The sequence below is a fragment of the [Muricauda] lutisoli (nom. illeg.) genome, assembly GCF_017313105.1.
GTDB classification, from domain to species: Bacteria; Bacteroidota; Bacteroidia; order Flavobacteriales; family Flavobacteriaceae; genus Flagellimonas; species Flagellimonas lutisoli.
Genome location: NZ_JAFLND010000004.1, coordinates 1 through 25,125, shown reverse-complemented (window position 1 = coordinate 25,125; position 25,125 = coordinate 1). Strand labels below are relative to the sequence as shown.

General features: G+C 40.3%; 19 protein-coding genes. 15 read left to right on the top strand and 4 right to left on the bottom strand.

Annotation, left to right across the window (positions count from 1 at the left end; genetic code table 11):
* The first annotated feature begins 21 nt into the window (after positions 1 to 21).
* The 3 genes from pgmB (at position 22) to J0X13_RS14375 (ending at position 5,094) form a co-directional block, all read left to right on the top strand.
* Positions 22 to 681, top strand: a complete 660-nt coding sequence (gene pgmB / locus J0X13_RS14385) for a beta-phosphoglucomutase (RefSeq protein ID WP_207072089.1) — start codon at positions 22 to 24, stop codon at positions 679 to 681.
* Positions 682 to 772: 91 nt separating this feature from the next.
* Positions 773 to 2,620 carry a tetratricopeptide repeat protein gene (locus J0X13_RS14380; RefSeq protein ID WP_207072088.1) on the top strand — a complete coding sequence of 616 codons (1,848 nt, stop codon included), beginning with the start codon at positions 773 to 775 and terminating at the stop codon, positions 2,618 to 2,620.
* A gap of 215 nt (positions 2,621 to 2,835) precedes the next feature.
* Entirely contained in the window at positions 2,836 to 5,094 is a 2,259-nt protein-coding gene (locus J0X13_RS14375; protein WP_207072087.1) for a hypothetical protein, read from the top strand.
* Positions 5,095 to 5,334: 240 nt separating this feature from the next.
* On the opposite strand, the gene bshC is transcribed toward J0X13_RS14375, so the two are convergent.
* On the bottom strand, positions 5,335 to 6,939 hold the full coding sequence (gene bshC / locus J0X13_RS14370; protein WP_207072086.1) for a bacillithiol biosynthesis cysteine-adding enzyme BshC: 1,605 nt from the start codon (positions 6,937 to 6,939) through the stop codon (positions 5,335 to 5,337).
* Positions 6,940 to 7,099: 160 nt separating this feature from the next.
* Here bshC and J0X13_RS14365 point away from each other — a divergent pair, with 160 nt between their 5' ends.
* From J0X13_RS14365 to J0X13_RS14345, 5 genes are all read left to right on the top strand, one after another.
* The gene (locus J0X13_RS14365) at positions 7,100 to 9,547 is read left to right on the top strand and encodes a M14 family metallopeptidase (RefSeq protein ID WP_207072085.1); all 2,448 of its coding nucleotides are present in this window, start codon (positions 7,100 to 7,102) and stop codon (positions 9,545 to 9,547) included.
* A 102-nt stretch (positions 9,548 to 9,649) separates the two neighbouring features.
* On the top strand, positions 9,650 to 10,969 hold the full coding sequence (locus J0X13_RS14360; RefSeq protein WP_207072084.1) for a carboxypeptidase-like regulatory domain-containing protein: 1,320 nt from the start codon (positions 9,650 to 9,652) through the stop codon (positions 10,967 to 10,969).
* 60 nt (positions 10,970 to 11,029) lie between these two features.
* Complete coding sequence (locus J0X13_RS14355) at positions 11,030 to 12,082, top strand: S66 peptidase family protein (protein ID WP_207072083.1); 1,053 nt, start codon at positions 11,030 to 11,032, stop codon at positions 12,080 to 12,082.
* 155 nt (positions 12,083 to 12,237) lie between these two features.
* Complete coding sequence (locus J0X13_RS14350) at positions 12,238 to 13,413, top strand: type III secretion system chaperone family protein (protein ID WP_207072081.1); 1,176 nt, start codon at positions 12,238 to 12,240, stop codon at positions 13,411 to 13,413.
* 16 nt (positions 13,414 to 13,429) lie between these two features.
* A complete protein-coding gene (locus tag J0X13_RS14345; protein ID WP_207072080.1) occupies positions 13,430 to 14,509 on the top strand; it encodes a trypsin-like peptidase domain-containing protein in 1,080 nt (359 codons plus the stop codon).
* A 32-nt stretch (positions 14,510 to 14,541) separates the two neighbouring features.
* Here the strand turns inward: J0X13_RS14345 and rocD are convergent, their stop codons facing one another.
* Complete coding sequence (gene rocD, locus J0X13_RS14340) at positions 14,542 to 15,828, bottom strand: ornithine--oxo-acid transaminase (protein ID WP_207072079.1); 1,287 nt, start codon at positions 15,826 to 15,828, stop codon at positions 14,542 to 14,544.
* Between the two features lie 202 nt (positions 15,829 to 16,030).
* On the opposite strand from rocD, the gene J0X13_RS14335 reads away from it, so the two are divergent.
* From J0X13_RS14335 to J0X13_RS14315, 5 genes are read left to right on the top strand one after another with little or no spacing between them, the layout of a single operon-like run.
* Positions 16,031 to 16,855, top strand: a complete 825-nt coding sequence (locus J0X13_RS14335; protein WP_207072078.1) for a S1 family serine peptidase — start codon at positions 16,031 to 16,033, stop codon at positions 16,853 to 16,855.
* A 28-nt stretch (positions 16,856 to 16,883) separates the two neighbouring features.
* Positions 16,884 to 18,296 carry a 23S rRNA (uracil(1939)-C(5))-methyltransferase RlmD gene (gene rlmD / locus J0X13_RS14330; RefSeq protein ID WP_207072077.1) on the top strand — a complete coding sequence of 471 codons (1,413 nt, stop codon included), beginning with the start codon at positions 16,884 to 16,886 and terminating at the stop codon, positions 18,294 to 18,296.
* A 31-nt stretch (positions 18,297 to 18,327) separates the two neighbouring features.
* Positions 18,328 to 18,846, top strand: coding sequence for a DUF6452 family protein (locus J0X13_RS14325; protein WP_207072076.1), 519 nt, complete (start codon positions 18,328 to 18,330; stop codon positions 18,844 to 18,846).
* On the top strand, positions 18,827 to 19,582 hold the full coding sequence (locus J0X13_RS14320) for a DUF6048 family protein (protein WP_207072075.1): 756 nt from the start codon (positions 18,827 to 18,829) through the stop codon (positions 19,580 to 19,582). The genes J0X13_RS14325 and J0X13_RS14320 overlap by 20 nt, the downstream gene beginning before the upstream one ends.
* A 1-nt stretch (position 19,583) precedes the next feature.
* A complete protein-coding gene (locus J0X13_RS14315; protein ID WP_207072074.1) occupies positions 19,584 to 19,925 on the top strand; it encodes a VOC family protein in 342 nt (113 codons plus the stop codon).
* 142 nt (positions 19,926 to 20,067) lie between these two features.
* On the opposite strand, the gene J0X13_RS14310 is transcribed toward J0X13_RS14315, so the two are convergent.
* A complete protein-coding gene (locus J0X13_RS14310) occupies positions 20,068 to 21,231 on the bottom strand; it encodes a THUMP domain-containing class I SAM-dependent RNA methyltransferase (protein WP_207072073.1) in 1,164 nt (387 codons plus the stop codon).
* Positions 21,232 to 21,287: 56 nt separating this feature from the next.
* Here J0X13_RS14310 and J0X13_RS14305 point away from each other — a divergent pair, with 56 nt between their 5' ends.
* The gene (locus tag J0X13_RS14305) at positions 21,288 to 21,974 is read left to right on the top strand and encodes a ZIP family metal transporter (RefSeq protein WP_207072072.1); all 687 of its coding nucleotides are present in this window, start codon (positions 21,288 to 21,290) and stop codon (positions 21,972 to 21,974) included.
* Between the two features lie 146 nt (positions 21,975 to 22,120).
* Entirely contained in the window at positions 22,121 to 24,346 is a 2,226-nt protein-coding gene (locus J0X13_RS14300; RefSeq protein ID WP_207072071.1) for an Ig-like domain-containing protein, read from the top strand.
* Here J0X13_RS14300 and trhA read toward each other — a convergent pair.
* Positions 24,335 to 24,970, bottom strand: coding sequence for a PAQR family membrane homeostasis protein TrhA (trhA, locus tag J0X13_RS14295; RefSeq protein ID WP_207072070.1), 636 nt, complete (start codon positions 24,968 to 24,970; stop codon positions 24,335 to 24,337). The two genes, J0X13_RS14300 and trhA, sit on opposite strands and share 12 nt — an antisense overlap.
* Positions 24,971 to 25,125 lie beyond the last annotated feature (155 nt).

Here is a 25,125-nt window from a genome sequence, read left to right as displayed (position 1 = left end):
GCCCTCTAAACAACTACAACCATGATCAAGGGTTTCATTTTTGATTTGGACGGGGTCATTACCGATACAGCGGAACTTCACTATGCTGCATGGAAAAAACTGTCGGACGATATGGGCTGGCAGTTTGATCGTGAACTCAATGAAAAGCTCAGGGGAATTTCCAGAATGGACTCCATTAAAGTGATCATGGACCACAATGGTGTATCCCTGGATGAAGATACCGTGATTGATCTGGCCACCAAGAAGAACGACATTTATGTGGAAAGCTTGGACGACATGACACCAGAAGATTATTTGCCCGGGGCCAGAGAGCTTCTAACTCATTTACGGTCAGAAGGGTTTAGTGTTGCCCTGGGGAGTGCCAGTAAAAATGCCAACAAGGTATTGAAACAACTCAACGCCATACATTTTTTTGATGTTGTTGGAGATGGCAACAGCGTTTCCAGGAGCAAGCCAGCTCCCGATATTTTTCTGTATGCTGCCGAAAAAATGGGATTACCCCCTGAAAACTGTATTGTTTTTGAAGATGCCGAAAAGGGAATTGATGCCGCCAAAGCTGGAAAATTCCACAGTGTGGGCATTGGTCCAGAAGAACGGGTAGGCCATGCAGATATTAGGTTCGATACCATGAAGGAAGCCACGCTTTTTGAAGTAAAGGCACATTTCAAAGATTTGTTCTAAAAAATTTATCAAAGCATTCTTCAATAGCTCAAATCTCTCTTTTTCAAAAAGTTGAGCTAAAATGTTTATTTTAGTTAGCAAATCGGCCTCCATGAAAACCATATCCCGAGTTTTGGGATGTCTAGTATTGCTTTTAAGCAATATTTTGCATGCACAAAAGAATTCAAAACTCGACAGTCTTCTAACGGTTTATCAAAACCAAAGCGAGGGCATCGATAAAATTGAAACGCTAGACCATCTCTATTACGAAGTATTTCAAAAAAAGAAACCGGAGGACGTACTGCCCTATGTAAAGGAACAACTTAAATTATCCAAAACATTCAATTATAAAAAAGGGGAAGGTGACGCACTCTTTAATTATGGCAATTATTATCGTCGCACTTACTCTTTTGATTCCGCTAGATATTACTTTCAACTTGCCAAGCCTATATGGGAAACTATTGAAAATAAAGCTGGAATGTTTAAAACCCTAAATGGTCTTGCCAAGATAGAACAGTTATCCGGCAACTTTGATAAATCCATTGGCCTGTATGACGATGTAATGCAAACCGCCCTAAACATGAAAAGTGGCATTCGTATTGCAGAAACCAATCGAGAAATAGCCACTATCTACATGGATAAAGGTGTCTACGAACTGGGCATAAAATATATGCTGGCAGGCCTACGGGGTTTAGACTCGCTAAAAAAGCCATATTTAAGACAAAGGGCGGACATGCTGGTCGGTGTGGGCAGAATCGAAAGTCTGCGGGGCAACGATAAGGCTGCATTGGAACCTCTAATGGAAGGACTCGGTATTTTTGAAGCACTGGAAAATCATCTTTGGGAATGCATTACCCACACTGAAATTGGCTATGTTCACTTAGGACTTGATAGTATTGACAAAGCAATCGAACATTTCAACAAAAGCTTGGAAATTTCAATAAGCTCGGGAAGAAAAGGCTTTGAAGCTATTTGCTACCACAACCTGGGCTTGGCCAATCGCAAAAAAGGAAATCTTGAAGCTGCAGAGCAATTTTTAAAAAAAAGCATTGCGCTTGGAAAAACAACCGCCAACAACAGTATCAGTTCTTTAAATGAACTGGGAAGTTTGAACTTGGAGAAAAATGTCCCAAAGGAATCCATAAAATACCATACCGAGGCCATACAATTAGCAGATTCCATAAATAGTTTGGTCGAACTAAAAGATGGATATAAGGGGCGCTCCTTGGCCTATGAACTGAACGGTCAACACCAAAAAGCTCTAGAGGACAAAAAACAGTTCATAATTTTGAACGATTCAATTTTCAACTCCACCAAATCCCAACAAATCGAGGAGCTTCGTACTATTTATGAAACCGAAAAAAAAGAGCAGCAAATTGCCTTATTGGAGCAGGAGGCAAAGGTCGACAAACTTCAAAAGTATCTTTTGGGCGGAGGTCTCGGACTTTCGGTATTGGTATTTGGGTTCGGTTTTTATGGAGTCCGACAAAAATTGAAAAGAAACAAGGCCGAAAAGGCCAAGGTAGATGCCGAACTGGAATTTAAAAAGAAGGAACTTACCACTCATGCCCTGCATTTGGCCAAAAAGAATGAAGTGTTGGAGAGTCTAAAACAAAAGGCGGAAGTACTAAAAAAAGAAGAGTCTGTAGCAAGTGGCTACCAAAGTCTTATCCGCTCCATTGATTTTGATCTGCAGGATGATAACAATTGGAAAAACTTTTCTCGATATTTCGAGGAAGTCCACAGCGATTTCAACAGCAATGTGAAAGCCCGGTTTCCTGAAGTCACTTCCAATGAGCTACGTTTGTTGGCACTGCTTAAAATGAACCTATCCTCCAAAGAGATTGCCAATATCTTGAACATCTCCAACGAGGGGATTAAAAAAGCACGGTACCGTCTTCGAAAAAAACTTAATATCCCAACAGAAGATTCACTTCAAGACCTCGTATTGAGCCTGTAAAGGTTTATTGCATGTCCACTTGTTGTCCCCACCAACTTTTCAGGGTGTCCACCTTTTGTCCACCCTAAATATTTTCACCCTCAATATCAGCAATTTAAGTTTGTTTTGTCAAGTTTTTGGCACCGTTTTGTGGTCTTGCTCGGCTAAGGCCTGCAGACTGTTACGGAGTAAGTCACACAAAACAGCAATCACATTTAACCACAAAACAGAACGAGATGAAAACAATACTGAAACCATTGAATGGAATTTGCCTTTTGTTCCTAGTGGCATTAACCATGTCCTGCGGAAAAGAAAGCGGAATAGAGCCTATTGCCAACGACCCTTGTGAAGAAAACCCATGCGGCAACCCAGAACAATGTCCTGATCAATGTGTGGCCATAGATACCGGTGATGCAATCACAGAAGACGACCTCAACCCCGAGGGAACAGTTACAGAAACTGCAAACGGATATATTGTTGATGGATCACTCACTCTTAACACGGAAGAAGAACCCATCGTTTTTGCAGAAGCAGAGCTTGATGTTCAATTTAATGAGGACGGCACCCTAAAAAGTGTAAGCGGCACTTCGGAAATACCGGCGCCTACGAACTATTTTGAATTTGAAACGCCGGTCCAGGCAGAAATTGGATTTTTCACCGGTAAATTTCTGAACGAGAATCGAGATTTCGAAATTAAACTGGTGGATGAACGTTCCTATTTCGTTTTTGCAATTTCAGTCGGATTGGAATTAAAACTCGGAGTGAATGATGATCCCGATGCTCACAAACCCCTTTCCATAGAAACACCTGTTGGTGGTCACATCACTTTGATTGCTGACTATACAGACCCCATGTTTTTCTTTTCAATGGGAGGTAATGCCTTAGGTGGTGAGGATAATAATGGAGACAACTCCAACGGTGATAGCAGTTCTAAATTGAGTAGTGTTAGTTTCGGAGGATCTTTTGGTTCCAACTTTATGTATGAACCTACCAATCCTGTTCAAGGGAATGTTGTAGCGTTCCAAGCCAATCAAGTTACTGGTGGTACGGTCTCATTTTTCAAATTATTGGAAGCTTCCGGCATGTACTACCAAAATAGAGGTTTCAGTGCTGATCTTGATTTTAATGAACCTATGGAGTCAGATTTTGGGGCAAACTATCGGGCAGGCATCAATGGCCAGCTCGACCTGTCAATGGAAATAACCTCTTTCATATCCTTTGGCTTCCCCATTGGTTCGGGAAGTGCTGCAGTGGTTGCTGAAGCTTCCACCAACGATGGTGTAACGGCCAAAGCCTTTATTAATGGTTTGGTTGACCCTGATCTATCCTGGTGGCCGGATTTTATTCCCCTGATGCCAGACGGAGACTTGAATGCCTATGGATTTGTAGAGCAAACGGGCAACTTTGACATCGGATTGTCGGGGTCTTTTGAAATTCAAATGCCCACAGGCGACCAAGGCATGGAGGGTTCTGTAAGGGCAACCCCGGAGGCTTTCACCATGCAGGGGGAAGTGTATTCAGGCGACGATGTTTGGGGTGCATCAGCCGTCTACACCACAAATGAAACCAAATGTATCGCCACGAAGCCCGATAATTTTTCCGAAGGTATCTCTGAAACCGTTACTGAACAGATTGACAATGCCATTGCCGCTACAGAACAAGCAATCCAAGACCTTAAAGATGCCGAAGATCAATATGAATTGGAACTTAGCTTAAGAGGTTTAAGAGCTGTTCTACCGGGAATTATCGATAATGCTCAACAAGCCATTGATGATGCTGTTGATGCAGGACTAACATCTGGAAGAAATACAATCAACTCCTATTTGAGCGACAATAACCGTATACTTTGTAGTGATAATCTTTCTGGACAGATCGATGCCATTGTAAGAGGGCATAGGAATACCCTAACAAGGTTGCGAAATGCTCTAAATGAAACAAGTGACAATGCAACTACAAGAACCGAGTTGGAAGGGGCTTTGCGTGATTTGGCCAGTCTGGATAGAATTAATAGGACTTTTTCGGTAACCATTATCCATGGTCATCCCACTTTTGGTTGTGGTGACCTGTGGACCATGACCGCATCAAGAAGTGTAACCATCAATGAAACGGTACTCACTAGCAGTCAAAAGGCACAACTTTTGGAAGCTGCCGACAATGTAAAATATATTGAAGAGGCTGATGGTATTCGAATCGATGCCCAAGATGTTGTTGACCAATTGCCTACGGTAGAAGAGTTGGAAGGGTTGAAATATAATGTAGAAGCATGTGTTCAGGAGCTTACCAATGGTATTGGCGGAGCTGGATTTGTATTCGACCACAACACTAAGGAATTCTCCCATTTTATAATCATCAATGGAGAGGAAAAAGAAGTTGGGAGTTTTAATATTTTCAATAAGAACGAATTAATTGAGATTTCTAGGCCAGAAGTTGGTAACTGTAACGCGAATGGTGCGCTTGACAAACTAATGCAAGAAGCTAAAGTCAGAGCCAAATAAAGCCAATAAAATTTAGAATTTGATAAACCTGTAAAAACAAAAAGCCCCGGGAACCACTCCGGGGCTTTCCAATAAAATCAAAACCAACCTAAACATATGAGTTAACCAACTCAAAATATTTACTTTTTCATAGCAATTTTCAACTATAGAACAACCAAGGGAAGCAATACCCTACCATGGTTTTATAAATTTTTGAAAAAAATTTGGTTTTTCAGGGTGCTCAGAACCTGCCCACACCCATTATTTATGTTTAAGAATGGTAAAATCTTGTAAGAATGGGTCTAAGGTATTCAGCAATAAGGGAAAGAGGTCCTCGCCCATTTCCAAATAGATCTCTGAAAAATTCAATTGCCTTTCTTGAAGCGATTGGTTGGGGAACAATTCATTTTGAAGGTCGGTCAACCGTACCACATGATCCTTTAGTTTACGTTTCTGAGCCCGCAGCAAACGTTTTTCAAGCTTATCCAACCCTTTCTTTTGCTTTACTTCCTGTGCTTTTACGGCACCCAAGAAACTCTTGTCCGTCTTTTCTGCCAGTTCGTACATATGCTGAAATTGCTCTTCCAACAATTTTTTCTGGGGCGAGAAATCAATGTCGATATTGGAGATGTCCCTTATTTTTTTGTTGATGAGCGAATGTTGCTTCATGAACAAATGGGAAACCTTGAGCCCCATTTTCTCCACTTTTTCGGACTGCTTTTCGGTGATCAGCAAAGCTGAGTTACGCAACATCAGCATGGGGAAGGTAACTCCCACCTCATCAAAATAAGATTTAAGCTCCAACCAATAAGCCAGCTCTCCTCCCCCACCTATATAACACAGATTGGGCAAGATCACTTCTTGGTACAACGGTCGTGCCACTACATTTGGTGAAAAACGCTCGGGATATGATTCCAGTTCTTGCAGTAGTTCTTCTTTGGAAAAATCGATATGGGTATTGATCACATGGTATTTTCCCTTTTTCAGGATAATTCGTTCCCGTAAATCATCCTTCAAATAAAAATAATTGATTTCCCTTGGGTTGACCTGAATCGTATAATCTGGGGAAACCTCACCCAACGTCTGAATAGTATCCGATATTTTTTGGTAAGGAGTATGATCAACAATATCTGTTTTGGCATAGGGAACCAACAATTTTTTAAGTTCCTTATCATCACCATCCACGATTACCAAACCTTCTTCCCCAAATAGGGCATTCGCCAGATAGCGGGTTGCCCCGGTCAAATTGGAATGCTCCAGATAGGCTTTTTTAAAAAGTTCCTTTAATCTGTCAGTAAGTCCCAAATTACCCAGTTCCGAAACAAATATCTCATAAACCTCGTCCAGCCCTTCGGTAGATAACCTACCTACTGCACCCGATGCCTTTTTGTTCCAGTGGATTTTTTTTCCATGCAGATTAAAGTAGTTGATCTCGTCAAAATCATGGTCTTCCGTGGCCATCCAATAAACCGGCACAACATGATGATTTGGATGTTCCTTGTTGAGTTTTTTGGCCAGGTTCATCGTGGAAACAATTTTATACAGGAAATATAATGGTCCCGTAAACAAGTTCAATTGATGTCCCGTGACCACAGTAAAGGAGGTCTCCTTTTCAAGGGAATCGATATTTTTTTGTGTTGCCTTGGAAACCTGAATTCCCTTGTATTGATTCCTTAACGAATTCACCAATACAGCCCTGTGCTCCTTTGGATAATTGGCCGTCTTCTCTTTGATTTGATCACCAAAGTTTTCTGGCAAGGGATACCTGTTAAAAAAAGGGGATAAACCTTTTTTTTGATCAAGATAGTCACAAATTAGTTGGGAAAAATAACCGGTCTCCTTAAAGGGTATACATTCTACTTCCATTCAAAACTGTAATGAGGTGTTCAAAGATAAGCCTCTTCTTTTTTTCTCTTCCTAAAAATACGTTAATTGAATTTTATGCAATTTCAGAGGGCGAGCCTCGATAAAATTAGGTTTCTGCCTCAATTTATTAGTAGATTTGGTAGAACTAATTAACCCAAGCATGACCAAATTTTTATTTTCCCTCGTTTTTTTAGTATCCATTTCTTTATCTGCCCAACAATTAAAGTCCCCATCGGAGTTTTTGGGTTACGAACTCGGAACACAGTTTACACGCCACCACGAAGTAGTGGATTACTACGAATATTTGGCCGAAACTGCCTCGGATAGGGTACAACTAACGGTTTATGGACAGACCAACGAACGCCGACCATTGATTTTGGCGTACGTTTCCTCTGCAGAAAACCTTGCCAATTTGGAAACCATTAGGCAAGAGCATTTAAAGGACACCGAAGGAACGGGAAATTCCTCAAAAGCCATTGTTTGGTTGAGCTATAACGTACATGGCAACGAAAGTGTGAGTACCGAAGCATCCATGAAGACCATTTATGAACTTTTGACCAAAAAGAGTTCTTATCTGGAGAACACTGTTGTGATTATGGATCCCTGCATTAACCCCGATGGTCGTGATCGATACAGCAACTGGTACAACCAATACAAGAATACACCATATCAAGTGGACCCAAACAGCAAGGAACACCACGAAGGCTGGTGGAGCGGGCGTAGCAACCACTATATGTTCGACTTAAACCGTGATTGGGCTTGGCTTACACAGGTCGAGAGCCAGCAACGTTTAAAAATGTTCAATCAATGGTTACCGCACATCCATGTGGATTTTCATGAGCAAGGCGTAAACAATCCGTATTATTTTGCTCCCGCAGCAGAACCCTATCACGAGGTGATAACGGACTTCCAACGCGATTTTCAGGTGACACTGGGTAGAAATCATGCCAAGTATTTTGATGCCAACGGCTGGTTTTACTTTACCAAAGAAGTTTTTGACCTGTTATATCCAAGTTATGGTGACACCTACCCCATTTACAATGGTTCCATTGGAATGACGTATGAACAAGGAGGAAGTGGCAGGGCTGGACTAGGTGTTATCACGGCCATTGGTGACACTTTGACCTTAAAGGATAGAATCGCACATCACTTTACAACAGGACTCTCCACTGTGGAAGTTTCCTCAAAAAATGCTGAAAAATTGAACGCGGAATTCAGAAAGTTTCATCAGAACAAAGAATTCAAGTACCAAAGCTATGTACTAAAAGGCGATAAGGACAAACTGGATGCACTTAAATCCCTTTTGGACAAACACAATATTGAATATGGCGATTTGACAAGTGGTTCTTACCGGGGCCACAACTATGGCACAGGAAGCAGCGGTAGCATATCCATCAATAAAAATGGTATGGTGGTTTCTACCGACCAACCCAAAGGGACTTTGGTAAAGGTCTTGTTCGAACCCAGCGCAAAGCTTTCGGATTCTCTGACCTATGACATTACCGCGTGGTCGCTGCCCTATGCCTATGGTTTGGATGCTGTTGCCTCCACATCCTCGGTTTCTGTTCAAAATGTTCAGGAAACAATAACTTCATCAAATATTAGCAACGGAAGCTATGCTTATCTAACCGATTGGAACAGCATGGACGATGCACGCTTTTTGGCTGCATTGCTCAAAGAAGGAATTCGAGTTCGAAAAGCAGACCACCCCTTTACCATTGAGGGCAAATCCTTTGAACGTGGCACATTGATCATCACCAAGGGCGACAACGAGAACAAGGAAGGTTTCATATCCATGGTTCAAACCATCGCCACCAAATTTCAAAAAGATATTACCTCTACCAATACCGGTTTTGTGGATTCTGGAAAGGATTTCGGCTCTTCATCCATTCAAATGATTACCAAACCCAAAATTGCAGTGCTATCGGGAGGACCAACTTCCACCCTTAGGTTTGGGGAGATTTGGCACTTTTTTGAGCAGCAATTGCATTATCCCCTCACCGTAATCGACGATGACTATGCCAATAGGGTCGACCTTAACGAATATAATATTCTTGTTCTGCCAGGTGGCCGATATGGCAATCATTTTAACGAAGACCAGCTATCCAAACTTAAAGACTGGGTTAGACAAGGCGGAAAAATTATTGCCATGGGAGGCTCCATAGATGCCCTTGATGGTGAAAAAGGTTTTGGCATCGAGAAAAAGAAAATGGAGAAAGATTCCGGCGACAACAAACCACAGCCCTATAAAGATTGGGAAAGAGAACGCATCAAAGGCGCTATCACAGGTGCTATCTTTAAAACCAAGGTGGATAATTCCAACCCCTTGGCCTATGGTTACGGCTCTGATTATTTCTCTCTAAAATTAGGAAGCAATGCATACAAATATCTCGACAGTGGAAATGCCGTATACTTGGAGAAGAACTCCAAACCATTTTCTGGTTTTGCCGGTACCGAAGCACAAAAAAGGATTTCAGAAACATTGGTGTTTGGAGTGGAAAACTACGGTCGTGGCCAAGTGATTTATATGGTGGACAACCCTTTGTTCCGAGGGTTTTGGGAAAATGGAAAATTGTTCTTTGCCAATGCACTTTTCATGGTAGATTGAAAAAACAGCTGATTATGAGTTGATTGTTCGGTTTTTAACAGGACCTGTCTTCATGCGTATCTTCAAAATTTCGTATTTTTAGTAAAAGAAAAAATTGCAGATATGTCATTACAAACCTCATTATCAATTTTAAATAAAAAATCTTCAGCACTGTTGTTGTTTGGATTATGCGCCTTGGCCATACTAATCCCAAGAGACGCATCGGCATTCCAGCAAAATGATACAGCAGTCGATTTTAATCAATACAGTGGCGAAGTAACCGAAGAATCGAGCAACAAACCTTTGGTTTTTGCCACACTTACCGTTGAGGGTACCAACATTAGTACCATCACCAATACCGAAGGTAATTTTCTTTTAAAGGTACCAAGGGAGCATATTAATAAAAATGTAGTGGTATCCTTTTTGGGCTACAGAACCAAAATGGTTCCTATTGCCAGTCTTGAGCCGGAAAAAAACGAGATTTCGCTGCAGGTGTCGGTAACCCAACTTTCAGAAATAAATATAAACGCACCTAAAGATGCTTTGGCCTTGGTAAAGGAAACCTTAAAGAACAGGGATGAAAATTATTTTGAAGACCCAACACTTATGACCGCATTTTACCGGGAAACCATAAAAAGGAGAAGGAGAAATGTTTCCTTGGCAGAAGCGGTGGTAAATATTTACAAAACACCTTATAGTTCGTTCAGAGACGATGCCGTTGAACTCTACAAAGCACGTAAAAGCACGGATTACAGTAAATTGGATACGGTTGCCCTAAAACTTCAAGGTGGACCTTACAATACATTATATGTGGATATGATGAAATATCCCGAATATATATTTTCCGAAGAGGCGCTATCCAATTACAAATTTACATTTGACCGCTCTACAAGGACCAATGACAGATTGATCTATGTGATCAAGTTCAACCAATACCCAGGAATTTATGAACCTTTGTACCAAGGGGAATTGTACATTGATGTTGAGAACAAAGTATTGACCAGTGCCATCTTTTCCTTGAACATTACAGATAGAAAAAAAGCGGCCCAGCTATTTGTTCGTAAAAAACCCGCAAGGGTTGATGTATGGCCTACCGAGGTATCCTATCGGGTTGATTACCGTGAAAAGGACGGCAAATGGTATTATGGCTACAGTAGCGTTTTTATGGAGTTTAAAGTGGATTGGGAGGATAAATGGTTCAACTCACAGTATAGCATGACCGCTGAAATGGCGATCACAGATTGGGAAAAAAACATAAATGGTAATAGACCCAGGTACAGGGAAAGAATAAAAAAATCAATAATTTTAAGTGATGAGGCTTCCGGTTTTTCCGACCCTAACTTTTGGGGTGAATACAATATAATAGAACCTGAAAAGTCCATAGAATCAGCTATTAGGAAAATACAAAGACAATTAAGAAGAGCCGAAAGAAACAGTGATTAGATAACGTTTTTCTTCTAAATTTTGTGCATTTTTACCTTTGCGTTGCATAATTCAAATTAGATGTCCAAAAGAAGAAGCTTTATAAAATCCGCCGCGGCCCTTGGTGCTACAACTCTCTTGCATCAAACAAGTTGGGGAAACCAATCGCCATCTAAACCCAAAAACAAAATAAAACCCAATAAACTAAATCCGGGCGATACCATTGGTTTGGTTGCCCCTGGGTTTGCCGTAGCAGAGGAAGCACTCTATCTAGCTGTTGATACCTTGCAGAAAATGGGATTCAAAACCCATTACACAGATCGTATAAAAGGGAATTTCGGCTATTTCAGCAATACCGATGAAGAACGGGCAAAGGATTTGAACGAAATGTTTGCCAACCCCGATATCAATGCCATTTTGTGTGCCAGAGGCGGATACGGATGTACCCGGATTTTGGATATGTTGGATTATGAAGCTATAGAAACCAATCCAAAAGCGTTGATTGGTTTTAGTGATATTACAGCATTGATCAATACCATTTATAAAAAAACCGGTCTGGTTGGATTCCATGGTCCGGTCGGCAAAACCTTGGACAATGAGTACAGCCAAGAATACTTTAAAAAAGTATTGATGGAACCTCATGAGTCCCTGCCCATCAACAATGCGATACTAAAAGACCCAAAACAATACCGCAACAGCGAATACTATCGCTATACCATAACCCCCGGTGTGGGGCAGGGAGAACTGGTTGGAGGTAGCTTGACCCTGGTGGCAGCCTTGATAGGCACTCCTTACGAAATTGACTTTACGGACAAACTGGTTCTATTGGAAGATGTCGAGGAAGCTCCCTACCGCATAGACCGCATGCTTACCCAACTGGCCGATGTGGAAAGTTTTACTAAAGCCAAGGGAATTATTTTTGGAGTTTGTAAAGGCTGCGACCGAAAACGAACTACCGAAAACTTTACATTAAGGGAAGTGATCATGGATAGGATCGCACCTTTGAACATACCTGCGGTTTATGGGATGAGCTTTGGACATATTCCCCAAAACTCAACCCTTCCCATTGGTATTGAAGCGAGCTTCAATGCCTATAAAAAACAACTTAGGCTAGTAGAGGCCGCGGTGTGTTAGCACCTCAACATACTGATTATTTACATTATAGAAGAAATTTAATGTTGCCCATTATCAAAAACAGACTATATTAGTAGCATAATTTTCTTCAACCTCACTTGGAAAACAAATCAACCTCACCCAAATCTGATTTGTAATTTCTTAACCTATAAATAATGAAACATGTACTCCCTAGGTTCACAAGACCTATTAAAAGTGAGAACGACCCTCTTATGGACGTTTCTTACTGGAACAAAGCAATGGTAGCTTACGATGCCAAAAACCATAGAACGGCATTGATCGAAACCATAAACTACATCAATCCCAATGTACTTAAAGGCCTTTCTACGGATAAAGACATCCAAATTGTTCAAGGCCAGGGTTCCGCAGAGATCCATATTTCTATTACAAAAGAAATCTTTTCCATTAAGGCTCCTTTTGTAAAAATCACTGGAAAAACAAACAAAGTCGCCCTATTAAGAAGAGTGGCAGAAATCAATTTCAATCCGTTGACATTGGCACAGATTCATCTTAGGGGCAATGCCCTATGGTTTGAACATGAAACCACAATAGAACTTTGTCAGCCCCACAAAGTATATGATCTATTAAGGGAAATAAGCGTTTATGCCGATAATTATGATGATGAATTCATTGAGAAATACAACGCCGAGTTCTATAAGGAATCAAGGGTCACTACATTGTCCGAAGAGGAAAAAGAGGTCGTTTGGCAACAAATCAGTGATATTTTGGAGGACTACAAGAATTACAGCCAACTCTTCAAAGAAAAAAGATGGGATGACTTTCAATGGGACATTATCGTGATTTCTTTGTTGAAAATTGTCAACATTCCTTGTGTCCATGGCACATTAAGAACCAAATTGGAAGAATATGTGGGCTATCTATTCAATGGCCAAATCGATTTTAACCATCGAATTGACAAAGGAACAAACTTTATGCAAACGCTACAGGCAAAATCCAAAGAAGAGTTTATGCAGGATATTTATCATGCTGAAGCCTTGATCTCGCTCAAATGGCGCAGTTCCGATAAAATCTTACAGGACCATGCCAGGAATATGGAGAAATATGTCAACTCATTTATACAAAAGGACAACGATTTAATGCTCTGCTACCATTTACAGCATTCCTTCTTAAAAATGATATATGATTATAATTTGGAGGAGCATCACCAAGACTCCATTTACGATGTCCTGGAAAACATTTCAGGTAAAGAACTGCATGAGGCCAAGCCCATATTGCTCAATACCTTCAATGCCTTTTTAAACGGTACAGCAGGTACTGCCAATGGTAAACAAGAAGCCAAAAAAGGCTTCTTCACAAGATTATTCAGCTAACCAGAAACAAATTAAAGTGGAAAACATAAGAAAATCAGTATTTAAAATCGTAACAGCTTCTGGAACAGGAAGCGGTTTTACAGTATGTGGCCATGACCACATCATCACAAATTACCATGTGATCCAAGGAGAAAAAACAGTCGCCGTTGAAGACCATAAAAAAGATAGGTATGTTGCCAAGGTAGTTATGGTAAATCCAGAAGTGGACCTTGCCTTTTTGAGCATTGATGGGTTTAAAAACCTACAGACGGATATTTCTTTGCAAGAAGAAATTACAATTGCGAACACCCAACGAATCTTTATCAACGGTTATCCTTTTGGCATGCCCTATACCATTACGGAAGGAATTGTTTCCGCCACAAACCAGCCCATGGGCGGTAGAAATTATATACAGACCGACGCGGCGGTAAACCCCGGGAATTCCGGAGGTCCCATGCTTAATGAAGTAGGCGTATTGGTTGGGGTGACCACATCAAAATTCAACAATGCGGACAATGTGGGATTTGGAATCAAACATTTGGACTTGATAAAGGAAATCAATGATTTCGAGCTACTTCAAAACAAATCAATCTATAATGTGAAATGCAATTCGTGCGATAATTACATCGATCAGAAATCAGAATTTTGTGCCAATTGCGGTAACACTTTGGATATTTCTATTTGGGAAGAGTTTGAAAAAAGCCATTTTGCCCAATTTGTAGAAAGTGCACTTGAAGATCTCGGAATAAACCCGGTGCTCGGCCGTGCAGGCAGGGATTTTTGGGAATTCCATCAAGGCAGCGCCCTGATCAGGATCTTTGTCTTTAAAAAAGATTATTTGGTAGCCACCTCACCGATAAACCACCTTCCAAAACAAAATATACAAGAACTGTTGAACCATTTATTGGAAGGCAATACAGTACCTTATTATTTGGGCATCCATGACAACCAAATCTATCTATCGTACAGAGTACACCTATCTGATATATTTACAGATCATGCAGAAAAAATCAAAGGAAATCTGAAAAACCTAGCTATAAAAGCAGACGATTTGGACAACTACTTTGTGGATAATTTTGGTTGTGAAATGTCGATAGAATCCAAAGGAGATTTTTAATTGAAAACCGGGGCAACTGCCCCGGTTTTTATTTAAGCTTTTACTTCAAAATCTTTCAGGGTTTTTATAATTATGGACACACAGTCCATCAATTGCTCGCGGTTCATGACCAAAGGTGGTGCAAACCGTATAATGTTACCGTGAGTAGGCTTGGCCAACAAACCGTTTTCCTTAAGGGCCATACAAATATCCCACGCGGTGGAACTTTCTTCCGTATCGTTGATCACGATCGCATTGAGTAATCCCTTGCCCCTCACCTTCACGACCAAGTCGCAGGTAGGGATGAATTTGTTCAGCTCCTCTCGGAACAGTTCGCCCAATTCCTCGGCATTCTGGGCCAGGTTTTCTTCTTTGATCACCTCTAAAGCCGCGGTACTTACCGCAGCAGCGACAGGGTTTCCCCCAAAAGTACTCCCGTGGCTACCAGGAGTGATCACTTCCATAATATCGTCGTTGGCCAAAACACCCGATACAGGATACACCCCTCCCGATAGGGCCTTGCCCAATATCAAGATATCGGGTTTCACATCCGGTGTGCCGCTACAGTTTTTATCAGCGCAGCTACAATTGCCACAAGTGGCCAATAGCCTTCCTGTTCTGGCAATACCGGTCTGCACCTCGTCAGCGATAAAAAGCACATTGTATTTTTCACAAAGGGCCTTCGCCCCTTTCAAATAACCTTCGGATGGCACATAAACACCAGCTTCACCTTGAATGGGTTCCACCAAGAAACCGGCAACGTGCGGGTTGCTCTTAAGAGCATTCTCCAACGCTGTCAAATTATCATATTCGATTTTTACAAATCCCTCTGTGTATGGGCCATAGTTTTCCCTTGCCACTTCGTCATTGGAAAAGGAAATGATAGTGGTTGTCCTACCGTGAAAGTTGTTCTCGCATACAATCACTTTGGCTTGGTTCTCTGGAATGCCTTTCTTCTGGTAAGCCCATCTTCTACATACTTTCAGGGCGGTCTCCACAGCTTCAGCCCCTGTGTTCATGGGCAACAACTTGTCAAAACCAAAGGTTTCAGTGGCATATTTCTCATACTTCCCCAACATATCATTGTAAAAAGCGCGTGATGTCAAGGTCAATGTTTTTGCCTGCTCTACCATGGCCCCAACAATTTTTGGGTGACAATGCCCTTGATTCACAGCAGAATATGCAGAGAGAAAATCATAATATTTTTTTCCTTCCACATCCCACACATAAACACCTTCACCCTTGCTCAAAACCACAGGAAGTGGGTGGTAATTGTGTGCTCCGTACTTGTTTTCCAAATCTATCGCTTGCTGCGATGTTAAATGCTCTAAAACAGCCATTTCATTAAATGATTAAAATTGATAAAATAACCATTCCTACTGTACCTTTATTCTTTCGAAGTCTCGAAAAAGCAGCGTGGGAGAGAAATCATCCCTTGGAGTGCCCGCAAATTACAAAATGTAAATACCCAATACAATTTCTAATAACCTATTTATAAATAATATTTTAAAAAAAATACGGAGATTAGTAGAAAGCTTATAAATGAAACCAATATTTAAATCTGCGTGTTATTTCACATTTTTAATTTGTTTTGCCCAAGGTTCTGGACAAAAGCAAAAAAATGATTCCATCATCACAACGAATCAAATATTAGAATCGATTGTAATGATAAAAGAAAGTCTGTATTCAAAAAAAACAGGAACTGGAGTATTAATGGTAAATAATGATGAGTACTATTTGGTAACTGCTGAGCATATAAAAGCAATTACAAATTCAAATAGTTATATCTCATTGGGTAGCATTGAAAAGGATACTTTCAATATTCCAATAATCAAACTAATTAAAAACAAATTAGTTCCTCTTTGGAGAACCCATGACAAAGCCGATTTATCTATCCTAAAATTAAGCAACCACAAGAAGGTTCTAGATACCATCAAACATAGATTTTTAGATTCCAAATATTTTATGCAAAAAATACCAGATTCGACAATTAACAATAACAATCTTTACTATACGGTTGGTTTTCCATTAGGTTATGGAATCTCACCTAATTTTAATCCACTAATAAAAGCTTCTCGGTTAGCTTCAAACAATGTATTCATTAAAAACAGCAAGGATATTTATGGCAATAATGATGTATTTAATGGAAAAAGCCTGATACATATTCTTCTTCAAGACCCATCTATTGGAGGTTTTAGTGGAGGACCTGTTTTTTATTCTGGGGGAGCTTTCAACAATACGCTAGTTTTTGGTTCTACTACTCCAAAATGTGTAGGCATAGTATCAGGTACAGTAGGAGATAGTACTGGAGGGAAAATGGCCATAATTACTCCGGCACATTTAATTTTTGACTTGACATACGACTGAGTTCTTTAAAAGAACTTACTTTTGCGGCATGCGTAAAAACAGAAGGAGAAAAACGTTTGAAAACGTAGAAGTGGTCGATGCCGGTGCAAAAGGCAAATCCGTAGGGAAAGCCCCGGACGGACGAGTAATTTTTTTGACCAATGCCGTGCCCGGTGATGTGGTGGACGTGATGACCACCAAAAAACGAAAAGCCTATTTTGAAGGAGTTGCCACCAAATTCCACACCCTTTCCGATAAAAGAACGGAACCTGTTTGCCAGCACTTTGGCACTTGCGGTGGATGCAAATGGCAACATATGGGCTACGAACACCAACTCTATTTTAAACAAAAAGAGGTGGAGAACAACCTCAAACGCATAGGCAATCTGGAATTGCCCGAGACCACTCCAATCCTAGGATCCAAAGAGCAATATTTCTACAGGAACAAAATGGAGTTCTCTTTTTCCGATAGTCGGTGGTTAACGCAGGAAGAAATAAATTCAGACGAGGAGATTGAGGACAGAAATGCCCTGGGTTTCCATATTCCGGGCATGTGGGACAAAATTCTGGATATTAAAAAATGTCATCTGCAGCAGGACCCGTCCAACGCGATACGATTGGAGGTTAAAAACTTTGCCAACGAAAATGGATTGTCCTTTTTTAACCCAAGAAAGCAAGAAGGGCTGTTAAGAACTTTGATGATTCGTACATCATCCACTGGAGAAATAATGGTACTTATCCAATTCTTTGAAGATGAGGAAGAAAACAGGGCACTTCTGTTAAACCATTTAAAGGAAAAATTCCCGGAGATCACCTCCTTGTTATATGTCATCAATTCCAAAGGAAACGATACCATCTACGACCAAGAAGTCATCTGTTATGCAGGTCGCGACCATATTTTCGAGGAAATGGAAGGCCTTCAGTTCAAAATCAATGCAAAATCTTTTTATCAGACCAATTCTGCCCAAGCCTACGAGCTTTATAAAGTAGCTAGGGATTTTGCAGGGCTAACAGGTGATGAACTGGTTTACGATCTGTACACAGGAACGGGAACCATAGCGCAATTTGTATCCAAAGACGCCAAAAAAGTGGTCGGGGTGGAATCCGTTCCCGAAGCCATTGAAGACGCCAAAGCAAATGCCTTGCACAACAATATCTCCAATGTGGATTTTTATGTCGGCGATATGAAAAATGTGTTCAATGATGATTTTATTTCGGAGCACGGGCAACCCGATGTAATCATTACCGACCCGCCACGCGATGGGATGCACAAACAGGTTGTTGAGCAATTGTTGCAAGTAGCGCCGCCAAAAATTGTATACGTAAGCTGCAACAGTGCAACCCAAGCACGTGATTTAGCGCTAATGAAAGAACAGTATGCGGTCACAAAGGTGCAACCCGTAGATATGTTTCCTCAAACGCACCACGTTGAAAATGTTGTACTTTTGGAAAAACGGGTGTAGTTTTTCGAATTAAAACCCTTAGGCAACCATAATGAAAAAGATAATCCCCATCCTACTTATAGCATTCATAATTTTTTATGTGTCATCCTGCGAAAAGGATGATATTTGTGTTGATGGCGACACGCCGCTATTGGTCATTGGTTTTTATGATATTGAGGATACAACGGCTTTCAAAAGAGTTCCGTCCGTACGCATAAAGAGTATAGATATAGATAGTATTTTAACCAATGAATCATTTAATGATAGATCAAACTCCCCCGATTCACTTCAAGTCCCTTTAAGGAGCAATGCCACAGCCACAACGTATCAAATCATTTACAGTTCCCAGGATGATGCCGATACCGGGGCGGAAACTGGCAATATAGACACCTTGACCATTTCTTACGATCTGGGCGAAGCTTTTGTTTCACGAGCGTGTGGATTTGTGGCCAATTACAATAATATATCCGTTTCTGTCTCCGAAAGTACTGAAAACTGGATCCAAGATATTACGGTTGTCGAACCCAACGTAGAAAATACCAATAACATCCATGTCAAAATATTTCATTAGCATTCTTATCACTGTGCTCCCCTTTGTTGTTCAGGCACAAAGCCAACCTATCGATCTACAACAAAAAGATACGGTAGAGTACAAAGATGAATATGGTCTACGTGTTGGTGCAGATATCAGTAAACTGGTACTCTCTTTTATTGATGAGGATTATACCGGACTTGAATTAGTAGGTGACTATAGGCTTACCCACAAATTATATCTGGCTGCAGAAATTGGGAATGAAACCAAAAGACAGGACGAGACCTTAAACAATACCCTTTTGTACGATTATGAAACCTCTGGCAGCTATATTAAAGCTGGAGTTGATTTAAATACATACGACAATTGGTTCGGTATGAACAACGCAATCACGATTGGTGGACGCTATGCAGTAGCTAGTTTCAACCACACTTTGTACGATTACAGCCTTTATGAAACAAATCGGTTTTTCAACCCGGATTTTTTGCTCGGTTCAGAACCCAATAGAGAGTTTAGCGGACTTTCCGCTTCTTGGCTTGAATTTGTTATAGGCGCCAAAGTGGAATTGTTTGCTAATATTTTTGTGGGCATGAGTGCAAGATTGGGCTTTTTGATCACCAATTCCGAAGATGAACAATTCCCCAACCTATGGATTCCTGGATTCAATAAGGTTACCGACGGTAGTAATTTTGGTATTAATTACAACTATTCCATTTCTTACTTTATCCCACTGTACAAAAAATCAAAAAAGAAGAAAGAAGAAAACGGACAATAATATGAAGACTGCTCCCATCGATTACATCGAGTTCAAGACCACGGATATTGAGAAAACGAAAACGTTCTACTCCAATGCCTTTAGCTGGTCGTTTACCGATTACGGTCCAAACTACACATCATTTTCCAAAATAGGTGTTGCCGGGGGGTTTGAATTGACCAAAGGTCCCATCGTCAATGGTGCACTTGTTGTCCTCTATTACGAAGACCTGGAAGAAATCCAGGAAAAAGTAATAACTGCTGGAGGTATTATTAGCAAAGAAATTTTTGAATTCCCAGGTGGAAAAAGATTCCATTTTAAAGATCCATCGGGCAACGAACTGGCCATTTGGTCAGAAAAATAAAAGGAGCCTAAAAGGACTCCTTTCGTAAATTTGGTTGAGTTAGTTAGTCGTGTTTTAAACACATCTTCAAATTTAAACATTTCTTTTAGCTCCATCCAACTCTATTTTAAGACAAAGCTTTGCTTTTTTGTTGCACACACAACTAATCGTAGTCTTGTTTTTTAGCTTTTTTACTACCTTCATAAATATCGTACTTCACCAACCTTGCCTCCAACTTCCCATTAAAGGTCTTTATTTTTTTGGAAGGCTTTAAACCCACATGTTTTAACGCCTCCAAATTAGACGTAATCAACCATGCCTCTGTACCAGGGTATACTTGTTTAAGGGTATCCCCGATTTTTCCATAGAAAATCTCCATATCAATGGGCAATCGTTCCCCATATGGTGGGTTGAATACCATGTGAAGCTTTCCCTCAACAGGCTTGTCCGCCCTAAAAAAGTCTTTCCGTTCCACAGTTATATAATCCGACAAGTTCGCATGGTCCACGTTCTCTTGGGTTTTTCTTACAGCCGAAGGAGCCTTGTCATACCCAATAATTTTATGATGGAACTCCCTGACCTTTTTTAAACTTGCATCAACAATTTTATCGTACAGCTCAGCATCGTAATCGTTCCAATGCATAAATGCATACGACTCCCTGTTGATGTTTACCGGAATGTTGCAGGCAATCATGGCCGCTTCGATCAAAAAAGTTCCGCTACCACACATGGGGTCAAAAAAATCAGTCTGACCGTCCCAACCGCTTTTAAGTAACAGACCAGCGGCCAACACTTCATTTATCGGTGCAATATTGGTCAAAATACGGTAGCCTCTCTGATGAAGCGAATTCCCGGAACTATCCAATGAGACCGTACAGGTATTTTTATAAATATGGATATTGATTCGGATATCTGGATTTTGGGTCTTTACATTGGGACGATCACGAACCACTGCCCTAAACTTGTCCACAATGGCATCTTTCGCCTTTAAGGAAACAAACATGGAGTTATCGAAAACCTCTGTATTGGCTATACTGTCAATGGCAAACGTTTTTTCCACATCGAACATATCGGGCCAATCCATATCATACACATGCCTGTACAAGTCTTTCTCATTAAAAACCCTAAACGTTTTTATAGGCTTAAACACCTTCAAGGCCGTCCTAAGACAAAGATTGGCCTTATACATAAACCCCGTATCCCCTTCAAAAGTCACATTCCTAACTCCTTCTTCCACATGCCCAGCACCCAAATTACGTAGCTCCTTCGCCAAAATCGGTTCAAATCCGTAAAGGGTTTTGGCCATCATCTTAAAATTTCCTGCCATACTATCTTAAAAACTTTCCGTAAAAATAGGCTATTTTTGCTCCTTTAATCCCTACTATGGATTTTCCTTCCGCTATCATCTATATAATCCCCATCGTGGCCGTTTGGGCAGGGTTTGCATTTGTATGGTTCACCAAACCAAACAACAATGACAATATTAAACTTCTGCTGGCTTTTAGCGGCGCATTTCTGTTATCACTTACGTTTTTTGAGTTATTGCCCGATGTATATAACGGCCATGATCCAAAAAACATAGCCCTTTATATTTTAGGTGGGATTTTGCTACAGGTATTCTTGGAATTTTTCTCCAAAGGAGCGGAGCACGGGCACATGCATGTACATTTAAAGGAAAACAAATTTCCAACATTGTTGTTTCTAAGTCTTTCCATTCATGCATTGGTTGAAGGAGTCCCGATACATGACAACGATTCCATCCTTTATGGCATCATCATCCACAAGATTCCGATAGCCATCATTTTGAGCATTTTTTTGATCAATTCAAAAATGAAATTGTCCACCGTCTTATTTTTTATCGGTGCCTTTTCATTGATGACCCCTTTGGGAAGCTATATTTCAACATCACCTTTGGTGGCTAATTACGGACATCTACTTACTGCATTGGCCATTGGGGTATTCTTCCATATATCCACCATTATTTTGTTCGAAAGTGCACAGGGACACGCCTTTAATCTTCGAAAATTGGTGGTGATCATATTGGGAATCGGGATTGCTTATTTGGTGTAAAAATTAGCTCTGTTTTGGATTGATCCCGAGCTACGACCTATCTAACTCTTAAACAATAAGTTACGGATTTTTCTTACATTTTTATGAATTTCAGACATGATATTTTGTCAAATTCATATAGATTTAGGTACTTACAAAATACCAAAATGAAATTACCAAGACTAACCATTGTTGCTTTATCAAGCTTATTTATTTTACTTTCTTGCTCCTCAGATTCAGAAGAACCTACTCCAGAACCAGATACGGTAGCCCCGAATGTTGATTTTTCCATTCCTGTAAATTCAGGTGCTTCAAGTACGGAAACGCCTGTGGTAAGCAACCAGATTGTTGTGGATATTGATGCTGAAGATGCTGGTGGGGTTGCAAAGGTAGAGGCCTTTATAAATAACGAAAAAGTGGGCGAAGATACCGCTGCACCTTATCAAATCGTAATCGATGTATCTGGTTATTCCTCTAAAAATTCGTTAACTGGCAAGTATACGGACTATATCTTAAAAATTACCGTAACCGATACTTCTGGAAATAAAACGTCCAAGGAACAGGTCATCCATATTGATAATGAACTACCAGCAATTACAGATGTTTCCCTTGCAGAGGGTCAGATCATAGGTGGAGAAACCAATTCCGTAACTTTTATGGTAACTGACAATGAAGGTTTAAATTCTGTAAAAACTTATTTGAACGGCACCTTATTGGAAGAGCATACAAGCGATACGTATGAAATCAACCTAAATACCCTGGAATTATCCGATGGTGAAAATATCTTGAGAATCGAAGCCATAGATTTAGCAGAAAACATTGCCAACTATGCCGTACCTTTTATTTCAGACAACACGGGACCCACTATTTCATTAGAATCCATTGCGGCAAATCAAATTATTGATGAACCTATTTTATTTTCCCCAACCATCTCTGATGAATATTCTACAATTTCCTCGGTGCAGTTTTTAATGGCCGATATATCCCAGTTGGCTCTTGAAGGTGAAACCACTTATGAGTGGGAATTAGACCCTTATCTATTCAATACAGGCGCAATCAGTTTGTTTATTAAATCTTCGGATGCACTGGGCAACGAGACCGTTGAGGAATTTCCGATCGAAATATTGAGAAGATTGATTACTATCAACATCCCGACAGGTTTTTACAATCCTGATTCAGCAAGACTTTTTGTTTTTGCCTCAGGTATGGATGGCCAATTATTGGATGTAGAAAGAATCTATAGTGATACCGAAATGATAAGACTTCATACCAATATGGAAACTACCGGTGATTTTGAGTATATGCTCACTTTCGGCGAATACATCAGTGGCTCAATAGGTAATGCAAGTGAATTCACAACCGTACAAAATATATCGCCAGCAGTTTTGCCGGTAATAAATCTGAACACGTACCAAAGGTTTTTAAATTCATCAAATTCCTATGTGATTCCAACAGAAAATTTTGATTTCACGGATGAATTAAACCTCGTGCTCCAAGGATTTGACTACTATGGAGGATTTAATCAAGCGGAAAGTGGCCCAACAGGCGATGTGTCGATTGTTAAGAAACAGAATATCAACAATGCCTTACAATCTAATTCGCTTTACCTCGCTCTGTACAATAACACTCTGAATAATTACTCCTATGCTTTATTGGATTCCAATATTGCTCCCGATCTGGTCATTACTGCAGATATGTTTACGACTCAAGGTGTAGAAACACGCTTTTATGAACCTCTTATGAACGGACAGGCATTTGAAAGCTCTACAATTGACATCCGTGGTTATTTAAACCAAGAAGATTTCAATAACAATGTACATCATCAAATTCACAACCACGGATACGGGTACATACCGCCCAATGGTATACCATATTTCATCAGTGATGCTTTTACCGATTATAAATATACCGTAAGAATAAATGATTATTTTACGGAAAGAACTGGTCAGCCTGAAAGTAGTTTCACTCCAGTGGATTGGACTATTGATTATACCTTCCTAAACAACCAAATCGACATCAACAAATCTGGTGTAGGTCATACAGTTGGTAAAATTTTCATCGATTCTGAAACTCCAGAGGTCATCAATGGAATGAACGTCTCCTATCGATGGAATTTGGTTTATGATAGCGAAAAAATGAATCAAGTGATTCTGCCACAAATTCCTGAGGAAATACAATCATGGGGTTTTTATACGGTATATCAAAATGATGGCTTCAAAGTGCAACAAGTTGAGCTAAAAGGTTTTCAAGGATTAGTAGATTATAATGGCTATTTGGATGGTGTGATAAAAGATAACAAATACTCCTATACAGTTTCTCCCAGTATGGAATCCAAGTTTAATTCCACCGTACAAGGATACTACAATCGGGCACCAAATTTTTTATTGGATTAAAGAATAGATTAACCACCAATGGCTGATAGCCCCTCCAAGTACAAAAAAATGCCATATCAAATGATTATATGGTATTTTTTTTACAGCATAGAAAAGTATTCCAATGGTATAAAAAGCGCCTCCCACGGCTAGATATAAAAGTCCCATGGAAGACATATGCTCCAATAGGTAAGGCAAATCAATTACAATGAGCCACCCCATTACACCATAAAGCACAAGCGAGAACGCCTCAAACCTACCTGTGAAGAATATTTTAAGGATAGTACCAAAAAGTGCAGTTCCCCAAACCAAATAGAACAACAACCAGCCTTTGGATGGTAAAAGCACTGATAAACAAACTGGGGTATACGTTCCTGCAATCAAATAATAAATACTAATGTGATCCAGGATTCTAAGTTTCTTCTTTATTTTAGGATTTTCTACTGCATGATAAATGGTAGAAGCTGAAAACAATACTATTAGGGAGGTTGTATAAGCGATAATGCTTGCTCTCATATAAGGGTTGCTTTCCAGATCATTTTGAAAAAGAAATATTCCTCCTAATACTGCCAGTACTATCCCCAATGCATGGGAATAGGCATTCAGTTTTTCTTCAATCAGAATAGGGTCGGATTTGGTGCTCAATTGAATTGGTTAAGGTAACATTCTCGTCGTGCAAAGATACCATATAAAAACAAAAAAGCCCGATACGCAATGTATCGGGCTTTGAGGAAGGCGGCGACCTACTCTCCCACCTGGTGTGGCAGTACCATCGGCGCAAACGGGCTTAACTTCCCTGT

Excerpts from the sequence above, each read along its gene's own strand:
- pgmB (WP_207072089.1), top strand. The coding sequence starts at position 22 with ATGATCAAGGGTTTCATTTTTGATTTGGACGGGGTCATTACCGATACA.
- J0X13_RS14380 (WP_207072088.1), top strand. The coding sequence starts at position 773 with ATGAAAACCATATCCCGAGTTTTGGGATGTCTAGTATTGCTTTTAAGC.
- J0X13_RS14375 (WP_207072087.1), top strand. The coding sequence starts at position 2,836 with ATGAAAACAATACTGAAACCATTGAATGGAATTTGCCTTTTGTTCCTA.
- bshC (WP_207072086.1), bottom strand. The coding sequence starts at position 6,939 with ATGGAAGTAGAATGTATACCCTTTAAGGAGACCGGTTATTTTTCCCAA.
- J0X13_RS14365 (WP_207072085.1), top strand. The coding sequence starts at position 7,100 with ATGACCAAATTTTTATTTTCCCTCGTTTTTTTAGTATCCATTTCTTTA.
- J0X13_RS14360 (WP_207072084.1), top strand. The coding sequence starts at position 9,650 with ATGTCATTACAAACCTCATTATCAATTTTAAATAAAAAATCTTCAGCA.
- J0X13_RS14355 (WP_207072083.1), top strand. The coding sequence starts at position 11,030 with ATGTCCAAAAGAAGAAGCTTTATAAAATCCGCCGCGGCCCTTGGTGCT.
- J0X13_RS14350 (WP_207072081.1), top strand. The coding sequence starts at position 12,238 with ATGAAACATGTACTCCCTAGGTTCACAAGACCTATTAAAAGTGAGAAC.
- rocD (WP_207072079.1), bottom strand. The coding sequence starts at position 15,828 with ATGGCTGTTTTAGAGCATTTAACATCGCAGCAAGCGATAGATTTGGAA.
- J0X13_RS14335 (WP_207072078.1), top strand. The coding sequence starts at position 16,031 with ATGAAACCAATATTTAAATCTGCGTGTTATTTCACATTTTTAATTTGT.
- rlmD (WP_207072077.1), top strand. The coding sequence starts at position 16,884 with ATGCGTAAAAACAGAAGGAGAAAAACGTTTGAAAACGTAGAAGTGGTC.
- J0X13_RS14325 (WP_207072076.1), top strand. The coding sequence starts at position 18,328 with ATGAAAAAGATAATCCCCATCCTACTTATAGCATTCATAATTTTTTAT.
- J0X13_RS14320 (WP_207072075.1), top strand. The coding sequence starts at position 18,827 with ATGTCAAAATATTTCATTAGCATTCTTATCACTGTGCTCCCCTTTGTT.
- J0X13_RS14315 (WP_207072074.1), top strand. The coding sequence starts at position 19,584 with ATGAAGACTGCTCCCATCGATTACATCGAGTTCAAGACCACGGATATT.
- J0X13_RS14310 (WP_207072073.1), bottom strand. The coding sequence starts at position 21,231 with ATGGCAGGAAATTTTAAGATGATGGCCAAAACCCTTTACGGATTTGAA.
- J0X13_RS14305 (WP_207072072.1), top strand. The coding sequence starts at position 21,288 with ATGGATTTTCCTTCCGCTATCATCTATATAATCCCCATCGTGGCCGTT.
- J0X13_RS14300 (WP_207072071.1), top strand. The coding sequence starts at position 22,121 with ATGAAATTACCAAGACTAACCATTGTTGCTTTATCAAGCTTATTTATT.